This window comes from Flavobacterium sp. TS_SC_5 (assembly GCF_056156265.1).
The window spans coordinates 567,358-582,934 of sequence record NZ_CM149588.1 but is presented as its reverse complement, the minus strand read 5'-3'; the positions used below and the strand labels follow the sequence as shown (position 1 = coordinate 582,934).

The window sequence follows — 15,577 nt, the reverse complement described above, 5'->3', positions numbered from 1 at the left end:
GTAAATGACAGAGAGTGCAATTAATTTTAATAGTTCTTAGGTAAATTATTTAAATCAATTTTTGTAATCTTTATTTTATATTGTATGTGAATAATATGTATTTAGTCGATTATATTTGCCTTTAGTCGGTATTTTTAATAAAATTTTTTAATTTTATTTTTGATATTAACATAATAAATTTGTTATGAAAAAACATTACTTTGCTAAAAAGGTTTTACAAGCCTGTTTGTTATTTTTGATAACGATGACAACAAATTTGTCAGCCCAAGTTGGTATTGGAACTACTACTCCAAATGCTAGTTCTGTCTTAGATGTCTCCTCTACAACTCAAGGAATGCTTACGCCAAGAATGACCACTGCGCAGCGTCTTGCGATTGCCGCTCCTGCCGATGGGTTGATGGTGTATGACACTGATTTGAAGTCGTTTTATCATTACAATAGTACCGCAGTATCATGGAACAGAATGAGTAGTGACGCGAATGGCAGACTTAAATTTAAACGTATAAAATCTACAGATGTTCTGGCTACTGTTTTGGCAGCGGAGAAGGCCTTAGGTGGTAATAACACATATAAGTTAGACTCAGGAACTCTGTATGAGATAAATGGGACTGTGATGCTAGATTTACCAATTGAATTGAATAACGCTTACATTGCTGGTTTAGATTCTGGAGAGGATAAATTGGTTAATGTTATTGGAGATCTTTTTACGGGATCAACAGGAGGGTCAATTAGGGTAGTAACTTTAGTGGCATCAGGCGGAAATGTTTTTAATATTACAGCAGTGGGTACTCAAAATTTAATTTTAAGAGATGGTATTATAGCAAATTCAGCTAATGTAGGTCTTATCAAGGGCTTTTCGCTGGTATTTGTGAGTATTATACAATATGTTGGCAATTCAAATGGAGTTGTTTATGAGAATATTGAAAAGTTGTTGATTAACAATGCAGGTTGGTTTGGGGGTGCTTTACCTCTGGGTAATTCTGGTACTTATGAAAAGATTGTTGGTACATTTGGACAAGTGGCCAAACAAGGAGGATTTAGTGAAGTTACAGGAACTAGTATTGGATTTGATGTTTCAGCTAACCCAATTATAAATGCCAACGCTACTATTGAATCAGTAGTTTTTTCAGGAGTTACTACTGGTAAATATGTAAATGGGTATACAGGTGTAGGCACTTATGCAGGGTACAATTTTAATAATAAGTGGTATGTCAGTTGCCCGGGACTCTCTCAAGAAACAGATTTGGTAGCTACTGGAGGATTGGCTTTTAATTATGACGTTGGCTTTGGAGGTACTACTGCTTTTAATTCCTCCAGTCCGAGTAATATTGTAAAAGTTGGAGGCGATTCAGTTGCTTCCAATATGTTTAGATTCTCTTCTGATGATCCAGCAGTTAGTAATAGACTTAGGTATTTGGGTAGTGGTAAAAGATTTTTTGATGTTAGTGGATCAATTTCTTTCCAAGTTTCAGGGGCTTCAATTTATATTATCTATGTTGCTAAAAATGGATCAACGACGGGTTTGTCACAATATAAAGTTTATGGTCGAGGAGCGGCTAATGGTGATATTGTGGTAGTACCCATAAATGCTATCGTTGAATTGTCGAATGGTGATTATGTTGAGGTTTTTGCGCAGAAGTATTCAGGTCCTACTTCATTTCTTACAACAAATATGACACTCATATTAAATTAGAATAGTAAAAGGATTGTCTGTTTAAAATTGCATTATTCGAATTACAGAATAATGCAATTTTTTATATGTTTACTTCGGTTCTTTTTCAGCTTTAATCAACCGTTAAATTTTAACTAATAAAAAAACATACTGTTTAATTCTTTTGTTATTTTGTCTAAAATTTGATTAAAATGATCTTTCGTATCGTATTCTTGTGTCTTTTACTTCTTATTATTGAACTTTATACTTTTCAAGTGCTAAAAACTTTGATAAAATCAAAGCCAATTTTATATTCCATTCAGCTGATCAGTATTGTAGTCTTAGTGTATATTATTTATTCGATAATGCAATTTGACCGAAGCGTTGGCCAAACCCAACACATGATGGTAATCATGGGCTTACTGCTTATTATATACGTTCCAAAATTGATTTTGACGCTTGTCCTCATGGGCGAAGATATTTTTAGATTGGGTGCAGGTACCGTGAATTATTTTATAGATTATGACAAGAGCACGGATTTCCTAAATTCAAGACGAAAGTTTATCAGCCAAATAGGATTAGGTTTAGCGGCAGTTCCTTTTTTATCATTGATTTATGGAGTGACCGTTGGGAAATACAATTATAAAGTAATTAAACAACGTATTTTTTTTCCTGATTTACCGGAAGCTTTTGATGGTTTTACGATTACCCAAATATCGGATGTTCACAGTGGGAGTTTTGATAATCCCGAAAAAATTAATTACGCAATTGATTTGGTTAACGAACAAAATTCCGATCTGATTTTGTTTACGGGTGATATTGTAAATACGGATGCTAAAGAAATGCACCCTTGGATAGAAACATTCAATAGAATAAAAAAACACGAATACGGAAAATATTCTGTGTTGGGGAATCACGATTATGGCGAATATGTAACGTGGCCAACAGAAGCAGCTAAAGAGGAAAATTTCAAAGCTATAAAGAGTTTATATGGGGAAATTGGGTTCAATTTATTGTTGAATGAACATAGATTTATTGAAAAAGGAGATGCCAAAATAGCATTAGTTGGTGTAGAAAATTGGGGTCATAACTTTAAGCAGGCTGGGGATTTAAATAAAGCTGCAGGACCTTTAAAGAAAGAAGATTTCAAGATTTTGATGAGTCATGATCCTTCGCATTGGGAGCATGTCGTGCAACATGATGAGAAACATTATCACCTCACGCTTTCGGGTCACACACACGGAATGCAATTTGGAATCGAAATTCCGGGTTATTTCAAATGGAGTCTGGCACAGTATGTTTACAAGCAATGGGCTGGTTTATATGAAAACCTAGGGCGATACGTTTACGTTAATAGAGGATTTGGATTTCATGCCTATCCGGGTAGAGTAGGTATTATGCCGGAAATTACAGTCATTGAACTAAAAAAAGGGGTTAATGTGGCATAATTCGTTTAAAATGCTACATTTGTAAAATAAATATCTCTTTTTAGTGAATTTTAAAAATTAAATTTTTGGTTTTATGTCAAAATTTGGAGAACTTATAAATACTCAAGTGCCTGTGTTAATTGATTTTTACACAGAATGGAACGAATCTTCAGTTTCAATGCATCCTGTTATCAGAGATGTGGCTGCTGCTCTTGGCGATAAGGCAAAAGTGATAAAAATTGATGTAGATAAAAATCAAGAGTTAGCTGATGCTTTACGGATTAAGGGTTTGCCTACATTGATGATTTACAAACAAGGCCAAATGATCTGGAGACAATCTGGTGAATTAGATGCCAATACACTTATTGGAATCGTACAGGAACAGTTCTAAAATTGTTGTTGGATTTTACAAAACATCACAATTAAATTTATTTTCTTTTAGAAAAGCCAATGTTTTTGGCAGCACGTATTCAAGATTTTTGAATGCTTTTACGCTGTCGTGAAAAACAATGATACTTCCCGGTTTAACATTTGACAACACATTATCTAAACATTGCTCTTTAGATATTGTGGTATCAAAATCTGCGCTAAGCACATCCCACATAATTATTTTATAGCCCAATTTTTGAATCGCTTTAGATTGAGCCGTTTTTATTTTGCCGTAAGGAGGACGATATAGTCTGGACTTTGGAGTTTGATTTATGTTTTTGCCAATCGCTTCTTCGCATCGTGCAACGTTTTCAACATAATCTTCAGTAGAAGTATTCCAGCTATTTAAATGGTTAAAAGTATGATTTCCTATGGAATGCCCTTCGCTAACTACTTTTTTGAATATTTCGGGATGCTTAGTGATATTATCTCCAATACTAAAAAAAGTAGCTTTAAAGTTGTTTTTTTTTAGTTCTCTCAAGACCCATTCAGTCACTATAGGAATAGGGCCGTCGTCAAAAGTGAGATACACCGTTTTTGCTGTATTGGAAACATCCCAAATATAATTTGAGAATATTTTTTTGATAATCCAATTCGTCTTTATCCAGTAGAATTTCATTTTTTAGTTTTAAAATTAAAAAAAAATAGCGACATTTTTCAACATCGCTATCTTTTCTAATTGTATTCAAGATTACTCTTTTTCTCGTTCAAAACGTTCAAACATCTTAATGTATGTATTGAAAGTGATTTTATGCTTATTGTAAAAGTCAATATCTCCGTTTTCTTTCATGACTTGCAAAAGACTTCTGTAGCGCTCAATATCAGTAATGATAGGAATGGCAATACTACTTTGTTCAGATGATTTAAGATTGCCATAGTAGTTCAGGTTCTCATGATACTTATTTACCAGCTTATTTAGTAATTGTTGCGCTTTCACTTTGTCACCAATTTTGTAATAACCGTCAGCAAAAGGTTCTACTAATGAATAATAGCCAAAATATTCCAAAGGCATTTTTGTCATCGCTAAATCAATAATGTTTTTCGCCTTGTCTTTTTTGCCTTCAACGATCAACTGATTCATTAATCTTGAAAGATTACTTCTGTACGTTATGCTGTTTTTACGGGTTTCAGGGTCATGATAAATAGTGCTACTTTCGCTGTTGCCCCAATCCCATTTCATAATTTTAGCATACATTTTATCAGCATCTATTTGTCCCATTTCAAGAGGGCCTCCATCTTTAGGAATAGTTGTTTTAATAGGGACTAATTTGTATACCATACCCTCTAGTTGAAGGTATTCTTTCATCCAGATATAATCTTCGTTGTCAAATGCACCTCCGCTAAAGTAAATAGGTCGTTTCCAGTTGTTATTGGCAACAATATCAAGCATCATTAATCTGTTTTTGTACAGCGCATTTTTACTGATATCCAAATCAATATAAGGAACTATAGAATCATAATATTTAGCAGATACAACTTTGTTTTGTATAATGGTGTTTTTGTCAACAGGAATTCTGATTTTATTTGTAGGATAAAAATGAATGGTTTGACCGTTTTGCATTTCAACTGTCGATTTTGGATTTTTAATAAAATCAATAAAATCCTTTATATCCCAGCGGGTTTCTACCTTAGGAATGTGTGCCACATAATCCAATTTATCGCCTACGTATTGATCGTGAGTAAATGAAATAGGTAAAGGGTCAGACTCATATGTCTTGGTTTTCATTTGATCGATATACCAATCTGTCATAAATAAACTAGTATTTACTATTTTGACATCCGTTCTTATTTTTTCAATTTCTTGGGCGTACCAAAGCGGGAAGGTATCGTTATCACCAATGGTAAATAAAATAGCATTAGGATCACACGAGGTAAGGTAAGCTTTGGCCATTGCTACAGCGGTAGATTTTCCGGAACGATCATGATCATCCCAGTTTTGGGCTGCCATAAGAACCGGAGCTGCCAGTAAACTTGCTGCAATAATTATTGGACCCGCAATTTTTGGGGCAAGATATTTTTGTACGCTTTCATACAAAGCATATACTCCAAAACCAATCCAGATGGCAAATACGTAAAACGAGCCGACTAAAGCATAATCTCTTTCTCGCGGTTCAAAAGGTCTTTCGTTTAAGTATATTTTGAGTGCTATTCCCGTAAAAAGGAATAATGCCAGCAGGACGTAGAAACTTTTTAAATCTTTATTGGCATGATACATTAAGCCAATTAAACCAAGGATAAATGGTAAAAAGAAATATACATTTCTTCCTTTATTATTCACCACATCCGTAGGGAGGTTATCTTGACTTCCTAAATGTAATTCGTCTATAAATGATATTCCGCTGAGCCAGTTTCCATCAAGGTAATCGTATCTTCCTTGATTATCACTTTGACGACCAACGAAATTCCACATTAAATACCTCCAGTACATATAGCCAAATTGATATTCAACCATAAAACCAAGATTGTCAGCGGTTGTTGGTTTTTCAACCAATAAATAATCGCCGTAACTTTTTAAAAACTTTACGTAACCCTCATTGTCAATTTGATTTTGAGCATAAGCTCGTCTGAACTCATTTATGATTTTTTCCGTTTCATTTTTCAGTTGTGCTATGGCTTTATTATAATCTTCCTCGCTTAGCTGACTCGGGTCAATTCCGTACTTCGCAAGATCGTCTTCGTAAGGATAATTAGGATTTAACCTAAATTGTGGCGGATTTGTGAAATTCATATAGTTCTCAATATGATCGCCACTCCACATTCTTGGTAAAATAGTTTTGTGATTGTCATCTGTATTTTGTTCCGCATTTTTGAAATTATTTACAATAACATATTTTCCTGTTTTGTAATCTCTTTCATAATTGGGTGCTTTGTCCAAATAAGGGTTGTCTTCATCTAAACCTGAAAAAGCTTCGGTGTATTGCGGACCGTAAAACAATGGATTTACGCCGTATTGTTCTCTGTTATAATATGCAAGAACCTCGCGCGCATCAGACGGTTTGTTTTCGTTGATTACTGTATTGGCGTTAGCACGAATTGGTAACATTGTCCAGGTAGAAAATCCGATTAGGATAAAAAGAACACATAGAATTAAAGTATTGTAAGTTGCCAAGCCTCTATTGTTGGTGTATTTTAAACCAAAATAAAACAGCGCAGCCAGCAAAATAGTAACAAATATAGTTCCGGAGTCAAACGGTAATCCCAAGCTATTAACCATAAAAACTTCGGTTTTACCAAAGAATCCCATGGTCATAGGAAGAAGTAATTTGAATATAAAAAGTAAAATAGCGATTACGATTACATTTGCAAGCAGAAAGCTTTTGATGGTGACAACTTTATAGTTTTTGAAAAAGTACAAGAAACCTATGGCGGGAATTGTTAATAAAGCCATGAAGTGAACTCCAAATGACAGTCCAACCACAAGTGAAATGATTAATAACCATTTGTTTCCTCTTGGTTTGTTCATGTCTTGTTCCCAGCGTAATCCAAGCCAAAATAATAAAGCAATAAACAAGGAAGCCATGGCATAAACTTCAGCCTCAACTGCATTATACCAAAAACTATCAGAGAAAGTGTAAGCCAAAGCACCTACAAGTGAGCTTCCTAATATTACAATTTCATTGTTCTTATTTGATTCTGAAAATCGGGATACTAATTTTTTTAGCAGCATTGAAGAAGACCAGAATAAAAATAAAATGGTAAATGCACTTGAAAACACGGACATCATATTGACCATTAAGGCAATTTTAGTATCATCCGTGGCGAACATAGCGAAGAAAGCACCAATCATTTGGTATAAAGGAGCTCCGGGCGGATGACCAACTTCCAATTTGGCCGCTGTGGCAATGTATTCACCGCAATCCCAAAAACTCATGGTGGGCTCAACTGTTAATGTGTAGGTTAATAATGCGATTCCAAATGTAAGCCAACCAATAACTGTATTCCATTTATTAAAATTGAATGCTGCTTTATCCATGTACTAAAGTTTAATTTAATTGTAAGTCACAAAGAAAATGTTTTTTTGTTTAACCTCCATAGCATTAACACTATTTTCTGGAAAAGTAATGAAATTGAATAAAGTGTTGACTATGAAGGCTTTTTGTTATTTGCTTGAATTAAATTCAATTTAAGGCGAAATTTTTTTGATAAAAATGCCAAAAAAGTTTGCGCAAACTAAAAATTATTATAAATTTGCACTCGCTTAACAGCAATACTACTGGTCTATGGTGTAATGGTAACACAACTGTTTTTGGTGCAGTCTTTCAAGGTTCGAGTCCTTGTAGACCAACAGAAAACCCCTCAGATGTGAGGGGTTTTTTTATGCCTTTTTGCCAAGGTAATTAATTAATAGAATCGTGTCCCTTTTTCAATTTTCGATATTAATGGCACGGTTTAAATGTTTGTAAATTAGATTTTGAAAGTTATTACAGGTTTTATTGCGTGATTTACTAAATCTTCACTGATGCTTCCGTTAAAAAAATGGGACAATCCAGTTCTTCCATGGGTGCATAAACCAATTAAATCAGCGTCTACCGTATTGCTAAAGTTTAGAATGCCTGTTTCAATATTGGAATCGTTATAAATTTGCATGGAGTAGTTTTTGACTTCAAAATCTGCAATAAAATTCTTCATGGTCTTCTCGCCCATTGATGTTGTTTTAAAACTGTTGGGTGTGCAAATCATGACTAAAATTAAATTTGCATCAAATATTTTTGCAAACTCAATCATTTTCAGGAAAGGTTTTTTGATTTCTGTCGAAAAATCAGATGCAAATACAATGTTTTTAATGTTAAATGTATCTAAGTCCTTTTTGATGACTAATACGGGGATATCTGAAAGGCGTACTACTTTTTCTGTGTTCGATCCAATGAGGATTTCTTCGATGCCTGAAGATCCATGTGATCCCATGACTATTAAGTCTATTTTGTTTTTTTTATTGAACGACAATATGCCATCAAAAGCTTTTTCAAATTGTACTGTGGTAGTAATGGTGATTCCTTGTAAGTGTGGCTCTTCCTTGATTTTTTGAAGCTTTTCATTTGCTTTTTTTATAAAAAGCATGACCTCGGGAATAGTTTTGCCATTTGTCACTGCGTCATTCATTTGATTGGGCAGTTCTAGTAGGTGTAGCAGGAATATCTCTGCTCCATTTTTTTTAGCAATTTGCGCGGCTGCTTTCAGAGCGTGTTCAGCATGTTTAGAAAAATCAGTTGGAACTAAAATTCGTTTCATAATTTAGGATGGTTTAAAATTATAGGAAAAAGGGTCTTTTAAATTGTCTAATAAAGATAAGAAATATTTTAACAGCAACCGTTTATTTTAGTTTATAAAAAAAAAACTATATTTGCACCGTTATTTATTAAAATCTAGATAATGAGGGGACTAAATGTCCCCTCTTTTTATAAAAATATGACATTTAAAGAAAAAGTAAATTCGTTATTGGCAGAATGCCTTTTAGAAAAGCCATCAATTTTTTTGATAGACTTGATAGTCACTGATGCTTTCAAGGTTATTGTTACTTTAGATGGTGATAATGGGGTAGCGCTTCAGGATTGTATTGATGTTAGTAGATACATAGATAGTAATTTGGACCGAGAGGAACAAGACTATTCTCTTGAAGTAGCTTCGGTAGGTGTTGGGTCTCCATTGAAATTAATAAGACAATACAAAAAAAATATAGGACGCACATTGATTGTGAAGACTGGGGCAGAAATAATTGAAGCGGAATTAGTGGAAGCTAATGATGATTTTGTAATTTTGTCATGGAAAGCAAGAGAGCCTAAAAAAATAGGGAAAGGAAAGGAAACAGTTCAAAAAGAACTACAACTGCCTTACGGAGACATTAAAGAAGCAATTGTTACAGTAACATTTTAATTAAAGAATTCGCATGGAAAATTTAGCATTAATCGATTCATTCTCAGAGTTTAAAGATGATAAACTCATTGATCGTGTAACGCTTATGGCAATTTTGGAAGATGTATTTAGAAATGCATTGAAGAAAAAATACGGTTCAGATGATAATTTCGATATCATCATAAATCCTGATAAAGGAGATATGGAGATATGGCAGAGAAGAGTAATCGTTGCTGATGAAGACTTGGATTTTGATCATCTTGAGATTACTTTAACCGAAGCTAGAAAAATTGAGCCTGATTTTGAAATTGGTGAAGAAGTTTCCGAAGAAGTGAAATTAATTGATTTGGGGCGAAGAGCAATTTTAGCTTTACGTCAGAATTTAATTTCTAAAATTCATGAACATGACAACACGAATCTTTATAAACAGTTTAAAGATTTAATCGGTGATATCTATACAGCTGAAGTGCACCATGTGCGCCCAAGAGTTGTGATTTTAGTTGATGATGAAGGAAATGAAATCATCCTACCGAAAGAAAAACAAATACCTTCTGACTTTTTCCGCAAAGGAGATAATGTTAGAGGAATAATAGAAAGCGTTGAATTAAAAGGAAATAAACCTCAAATTATTATGTCTAGAACTTCTGAGAAGTTTTTAGAAAAATTGTTTGAACAAGAAATCCCTGAAGTGTTTGACGGTTTAATTATGGTTAAAAAAGTCGTAAGAATACCAGGTGAAAAAGCAAAAGTAGCCGTAGATTCTTATGATGACAGAATTGATCCTGTAGGGGCTTGTGTCGGTATGAAAGGGTCTCGTATTCATGGAATTGTTCGTGAATTAGGAAACGAAAATATCGATGTTATCAATTATACAAGTAATATACAATTGTTTATTACAAGAGCATTAAGCCCTGCAAAAGTTTCTTCTATTAAAATAAATGAAGAGACAAAAAGAGCTGAAGTTTTCTTGAAGCTTGAAGAAGTTTCGAAAGCAATTGGTCGTGGCGGACACAACATAAAATTAGCGGGATTATTGACTGGTTATGAGCTAGACGTTATTCGTGAAGGTGATGTTGCTGGTGCAACTGCTGATGAGGATGATGTTGAATTAAATGAGTTTTCAGATGAAATTGAAAGCTGGGTTATTGAAGAATTTGCGAAAATTGGCTTGGATACCGCAAAAAGTATCCTAAAACAAGAAGTTGCAGATTTAGTAAGAAGAACAGACCTGGAAGAGGAAACGATTCTAGATGTAATGAGAATATTGAAAGAAGAATTTGACAGTTAGTCAATGCGTCTTCAACGATAAACATGCCACTTTACAATTTATTCTTGCTCGGTAGGTATCGAGTTAGGAGTAAAGTGAGGAATAACAAAAAAGGTAATAATAAAAAGGTTTTATGTCTGAAGAGAGAATTATTAGAATAAACAAAGTTTTAAGGGAATTGAATATTTCTTTGGAAAGAGCTGTGGATTATCTAAAAGATAAGGGGATTGCTATTGAAGCAAATCCAAACGCAAAAATTTCTGATGATGTATACAATGTCTTGTGCGGTCAGTTTGCAGGTGACAAAGGGAATAAAGAGGCTTCAAAAGAAGTAGGCGAAGAGAAAAGAAAAGAGAAAGAAGCTTTGCGTTTAGAACGAGAGAAAGAAATCGAAGACAAGCGTAAGTTGGAAGAAGAGCGTCTTAAACAGCAAGAAGTTATAAAAGCGAGAGCGGTTATAGCAGGACCTGTTCAAGTAGGTAAGATTGATCTGAATCCTAAGAAACCTTCAATAGTTCCTCCTGTAAAAGCTGTTGAAAAAGCGGAAACTCCAGTTGCTAAAGTACCTGAGGTGAAAGCCGTTCAAAAAGAAGTTTCAACAGAAAAACCGTCACCAGAAAAACCTTTGGAAGAAAAAGTTGTTTCAGACAAAAAAGAGGTGAAACCTGTTGTTGGAATCAAAGAGGTGAAAACAGAGGCTCCGAAAGAAGTTCCTGCTGAGCCAAAAGTAGTTGAAAAAGTTGAAGCGATTAAAATTGATGAAGTTCCTGTTGATGAAACCATCACCACGCAATATCAGAAACTATCTGGGACCACTTTAACAGGTCAAATAATTGATTTATCTCAATTCAACAAACCGAAAAAGAAAAAAGAAGAACCAAAAATCACTCCGAATAAACCGGGTGCTCCAGGTTCGGCTGCAGCCAATGCAAATAAAAACAAGCGTAAAAGGATTGCTCCTAAACCGGGTGCTCCTAGACCGCCTGCAATACCGGGAGTTCCTGGTGCGCCAAATCCTAACAAGATTACACCTAATGTAGGTGGCGGTGGATTCAATGCTAACAGAAGTGCAAGACCTGGATTCGTAAAAGGAAACAGACCCGCAATTGTAGCAAAAGTTGAGCCTACAGAAGAAGAAGTTAAAAATCAAATTAGAGAGACTTTAGAGAAACTACAAGGTAAAGGTGGTAAATCTAAAGCGGCTAAATATAGAAGAGATAAAAGGGATACACACCGTCAGAAATCTGATGATGAGCAAAGAGCTATTGACGAAGGAAGTAAAACTATTAAGGTTACTGAATTTGTAACAGTTGGTGAAATTGCTATCATGATGGATGTGCCAATTACTAAAGTTATTGGTACCTGTATGTCACTTGGAATCATGGTTACCATGAATCAACGTCTTGATGCAGAAACATTGACTATTGTTGCTGACGAATTTGGTTACGAAGTTGAATTTATCACTGTTGACATCGAAGAAGCAATTCAGGTTGTTGAAGACAGAGAAGAAGATTTAGTTTTCAGAGCACCAATTGTAACCGTAATGGGTCACGTCGATCACGGTAAAACATCGTTACTGGATTACATTCGTAAAGAAAACGTAATTGCAGGTGAGTCTGGGGGAATTACACAGCATATTGGTGCTTACGGAGTAACTTTAGATAACGGACAAAAAATCGCATTCTTAGATACACCGGGTCACGAAGCGTTTACTGCGATGCGTGCGCGTGGTGCTCAAGTTACAGATATTGCTATTATTGTTATCGCTGCGGATGATGATATCATGCCACAAACTAAAGAAGCAATTAGCCATGCTCAAGCAGCCGGCGTTCCTATCATATTTGCTATCAATAAAATTGATAAGCCAAATGCTAATCCTGAAAAAGTTAAAGAAAGATTAGCAGGTATGAATCTACTTGTTGAAGATTGGGGTGGAAAAATTCAATCACATGATATTTCTGCGAAAGTAGGAACAGGTGTAAAAGAATTATTAGAAAAAGTATTGTTAGAAGCGGAACTTTTAGATTTGAAAGCAAATCCAAACAAAGCTGCTTCTGGGACTGTTGTTGAGGCTTTCCTTGACAAAGGAAAAGGATATGTTTCTACGATATTAGTTCAAAACGGAACGTTGAAAATTGGAGATTATATGTTAGCTGGTAAGCATCATGGTAAAATTAAAGCCATGCATGATGAAAGAGGGAACATTGTAACTGTTGCGGGTCCTTCGACTCCGGTTTCAGTTCTTGGTCTTGATGGAGCAGCAACAGCGGGTGATAAGTTCAATATTTTCGAAGACGAAAAAGAAGCGAAACAAATTGCCTCAAAACGTTCTCAATTGATGCGTGAGCAATCAGTTCGTACACAACGTCATATTACATTGGATGAAATTGGACGAAGAATTGCGTTGGGTCAATTTAAAGAATTGAACATTATCCTTAAAGGAGATGTGGATGGTTCTGTTGAAGCATTGTCTGATTCGTTTTCTAAATTATCTACTGAAGAAATTCAAATCAATATTATCCATAAAGGTGTTGGAGCAATTACTGAAACTGACGTAATGTTGGCTTCTGCTTCAGATGCAATTATCATCGGATTTAATGTTCGTCCTGCTGGAAATGCAAGACAATTGGCAGACAAAGAAGAAATTGATATCCGTTACTACTCTATCATTTACGCTGCTATCGATGACTTGAAAGATGCGATGGAAGGAATGTTAGCTCCGGAAATGAAAGAAGAAATTCTGGGTACGGCTGAGATCAGAGAGATATTCAAAATCTCTAAAGTGGGTTCAATTGCAGGTTGTATGGTAATGGATGGTAAAATTTCCAAAAATGCCAAAATGAGAATCATTAGAGAAGGAGTTGTGGTGTTTACAGGAGAATTGTTAGCGTTAAAACGTTTCAAAGATGATGTGAAAGAAGTGGCTAAAGGATACGATTGTGGAATTCAAGTAAAAGGATACAACGACATCGAAGAAAGAGATGTTATTGAATCGTACCATGAAGTTGCAATCAAAAAGAAATTGAAATAGAATTTTAATATGTTATAAAAAAATCCCGATAAAATCGGGATTTTTTTATTTTTAGAGAGTGCCAAAAATGAAATTTATGAATAAATTATTCGTGTTATTTTTTGTTGTACTTAGCACGGTTGTCTTTTCTCAAAATAAAACGGAATTCCATAAAGTGTCTTTAAAAGATAAAAAGGATAAAGCTATTGGTTTTAATTTTTATGTTGAAAATGTTTTTGATGGAAGACAGTTTAATGAAAAATCGGAACCGTTCAAAAAGGACGTTTCAATAGAAATGTACTAGTAAATTTCGAAGAACCTTTAACAATCGAACTTTTTGATTATCTCGCTGTTATTTGTCCGTCCGATGGAGGTAAATCTAAGATTTCTATCCGAATAAATGATTTGTATGTTTCGGAACTAACGCGTGCGATGTCCGAAAAAGGATATGCAATTTTAGCAATTGATGTAATAGAAACTAAAGATACTACTGATTATATATTAGGTTCTTATGTCGCCTCGGCAGAAAGTGACGGTATGGATGTTACCGGTACACACGATGAGCGATTAGAGTCAGTTTTACAGGAATGTTTTACAAGTTATATGAAAACAAGTGAGGAAGATAAAACTGCTATTTTTATATGATAATGATTTTAGTATTAAAAATTGATCAATAGCAGATGTTCCTTCTAAAGATATTTATATGAATTATGCTGAAATTTTAAATTGGAAACCACTTTCTTTAGGTGGTTTTGAAATAACGAATAAAAAAGACCGGTTTTATTTGCTTAACAAACATACTGGTTTCGAAGGGTTAAATTCTTATGGCTTTAATGATGGGCAAGATTTCTATATCAATGTCTCAAAATATGCAAGTTTAAACTATTATGCCAAGACGGAAATTATTAGGGGCAAGTATTATATTGAGAATGTAATTTATAGATCAAATAATGCGATCGCTATAGGTGCGATGTTTGGGTTGATTGGCGTTGCAATCGCAGCTTAGAGCAGTGATGGCTCAATTCCAATGCTAATAGATAGTTATACGGTCTAATCGTCATTTTTATTCGATAGTGAGATAAAAGTTGTGATATCCTCTCATCTAGAGCTTTTAATAGAGTTTAAGGATGGTAATAAAAGCAGTCTAGCTAAAAAAGAGATTCAAAAAAAATATTACCAGCAAACGTTAGGGCAATAGAAACGTCATTTGTCTAAGTGTTTTTATGGAATGTTATGATTATTTTGGTAGAATTTAACGCAAAGATTTAAACAAAAAAAAAGCAACTCAAATCGAGTTGCTTTTTTTGTATTTTTTTTATTCGTGAAACTTTGAATATTACACTTTAAATAATGATAAATTTTAGTTGTTAGGCTTTATTAAATGAACATTTGTGTAGCTTTTTTTGATTGCTATCAAATTGCGTTCTGCTTCAATTCGCGTTTTGAAATTTCCGACCCAAACTTTATAATTTGGTGTAAAAAAAATAATTGTACCATCTAAGTAACTAAATTCTTGTCTGAATTGATTCAGTGTGTTTTTAGCTTTGTCGCTTTCTCCGCTGAAAATTTGAATTTTATATTGGTCATTTACAGCATTAGAAACATTTGTTTTTCTCTTTTCATTTAGTAATTGTTCAAATTTGTAGTCCTGATTTACAGTAATATTCCCTTCTTGTGCAGTTGCGTTGAACGCGAAAATTAATAATGTTGCAGAGATGAAAAATGCTTTTTGAGGGGCTAAAATTCTCATAATGTGATTGTTTTTGTGTAAAAGTAATATTTAAAGGTTGATACCAAATAGCAAATCTTATTTAGAATAGATATAAATTGAAATTAAGGCTATTTTAAGGTTTTGAGAATAGTTCTTAAGTCGTATTTTTGTCCAAGTTTTAAAATAAAGGAGCGGTTTTCCTAAATCAATTAGAAAAAACTGTGCCAAATTT

13 protein-coding genes and 1 tRNA gene are annotated in these 15,577 nt (G+C 34.2%); 10 read left to right on the top strand and 4 right to left on the bottom strand.

All coding sequences use genetic code 11. From position 1 onward, the window contains the following. Window positions 1–184: 184 nt before the first annotated feature. The 3 genes from AC0J6S_RS02575 to AC0J6S_RS02565 all read left to right on the top strand — a co-directional run bounded on the left by AC0J6S_RS02575 (window position 185) and on the right by AC0J6S_RS02565 (window position 3,469). Complete coding sequence (locus AC0J6S_RS02575) at window positions 185–1,693, top strand: hypothetical protein (RefSeq protein WP_474955301.1); 1,509 nt, start codon at window positions 185–187, stop codon at window positions 1,691–1,693. A 170-nt stretch (window positions 1,694–1,863) separates the two neighbouring features. Then, the gene (locus tag AC0J6S_RS02570; protein ID WP_474955300.1) at window positions 1,864–3,099 is read left to right on the top strand and encodes a metallophosphoesterase; all 1,236 of its coding nucleotides are present in this window, start codon (window positions 1,864–1,866) and stop codon (window positions 3,097–3,099) included. 73 nt (window positions 3,100–3,172) lie between these two features. Beyond that, entirely contained in the window at window positions 3,173–3,469 is a 297-nt protein-coding gene (locus AC0J6S_RS02565; protein ID WP_114754879.1) for a thioredoxin family protein, read from the top strand. Between the two features lie 15 nt (window positions 3,470–3,484). Here the strand turns inward: AC0J6S_RS02565 and AC0J6S_RS02560 are convergent, their stop codons facing one another. Together AC0J6S_RS02560 and AC0J6S_RS02555 are read right to left on the bottom strand one after the other, a co-directional pair. Continuing rightward, window positions 3,485–4,126, bottom strand: a complete 642-nt coding sequence (locus AC0J6S_RS02560) for a polysaccharide deacetylase family protein (protein WP_474955299.1) — start codon at window positions 4,124–4,126, stop codon at window positions 3,485–3,487. Window positions 4,127–4,198: 72 nt separating this feature from the next. Next, window positions 4,199–7,480: a glycosyltransferase family 117 protein gene (locus tag AC0J6S_RS02555; RefSeq protein WP_474955298.1), complete on the bottom strand. Its 3,282-nt coding sequence runs from the start codon at window positions 7,478–7,480 to the stop codon at window positions 4,199–4,201. Between the two features lie 241 nt (window positions 7,481–7,721). On the opposite strand from AC0J6S_RS02555, the gene AC0J6S_RS02550 reads away from it, so the two are divergent. After that, window positions 7,722–7,792 (top strand) — tRNA-Gln (locus tag AC0J6S_RS02550). A 119-nt stretch (window positions 7,793–7,911) separates the two neighbouring features. On the opposite strand, the gene AC0J6S_RS02545 is transcribed toward AC0J6S_RS02550, so the two are convergent. Beyond that, the gene (locus tag AC0J6S_RS02545; RefSeq protein ID WP_474955297.1) at window positions 7,912–8,736 is read right to left on the bottom strand and encodes a universal stress protein; all 825 of its coding nucleotides are present in this window, start codon (window positions 8,734–8,736) and stop codon (window positions 7,912–7,914) included. A 177-nt stretch (window positions 8,737–8,913) separates the two neighbouring features. On the opposite strand from AC0J6S_RS02545, the gene rimP reads away from it, so the two are divergent. The 6 genes from rimP (at window position 8,914) to AC0J6S_RS02515 (ending at window position 14,640) form a co-directional block, all read left to right on the top strand. Next, the gene (gene rimP / locus AC0J6S_RS02540; RefSeq protein ID WP_474955296.1) at window positions 8,914–9,378 is read left to right on the top strand and encodes a ribosome assembly cofactor RimP; all 465 of its coding nucleotides are present in this window, start codon (window positions 8,914–8,916) and stop codon (window positions 9,376–9,378) included. A gap of 13 nt (window positions 9,379–9,391) precedes the next feature. After that, the gene (gene nusA / locus AC0J6S_RS02535; protein WP_474955295.1) at window positions 9,392–10,645 is read left to right on the top strand and encodes a transcription termination factor NusA; all 1,254 of its coding nucleotides are present in this window, start codon (window positions 9,392–9,394) and stop codon (window positions 10,643–10,645) included. Between the two features lie 112 nt (window positions 10,646–10,757). Beyond that, on the top strand, window positions 10,758–13,655 hold the full coding sequence (gene infB / locus AC0J6S_RS02530; protein WP_474955294.1) for a translation initiation factor IF-2: 2,898 nt from the start codon (window positions 10,758–10,760) through the stop codon (window positions 13,653–13,655). A 76-nt stretch (window positions 13,656–13,731) separates the two neighbouring features. After that, on the top strand, window positions 13,732–13,938 hold the full coding sequence (locus AC0J6S_RS02525; protein WP_474955293.1) for a hypothetical protein: 207 nt from the start codon (window positions 13,732–13,734) through the stop codon (window positions 13,936–13,938). Window positions 13,939–14,066: 128 nt separating this feature from the next. Further along, window positions 14,067–14,279 carry a hypothetical protein gene (locus AC0J6S_RS02520; RefSeq protein WP_474955292.1) on the top strand — a complete coding sequence of 71 codons (213 nt, stop codon included), beginning with the start codon at window positions 14,067–14,069 and terminating at the stop codon, window positions 14,277–14,279. A gap of 58 nt (window positions 14,280–14,337) precedes the next feature. Continuing rightward, window positions 14,338–14,640: a hypothetical protein gene (locus AC0J6S_RS02515; RefSeq protein ID WP_474955291.1), complete on the top strand. Its 303-nt coding sequence runs from the start codon at window positions 14,338–14,340 to the stop codon at window positions 14,638–14,640. 354 nt (window positions 14,641–14,994) lie between these two features. Here AC0J6S_RS02515 and AC0J6S_RS02510 read toward each other — a convergent pair whose 3' ends face one another. Further along, entirely contained in the window at window positions 14,995–15,384 is a 390-nt protein-coding gene (locus AC0J6S_RS02510) for an SPOR domain-containing protein (RefSeq protein ID WP_474955290.1), read from the bottom strand. Window positions 15,385–15,577: the final 193 nt, after the last annotated feature.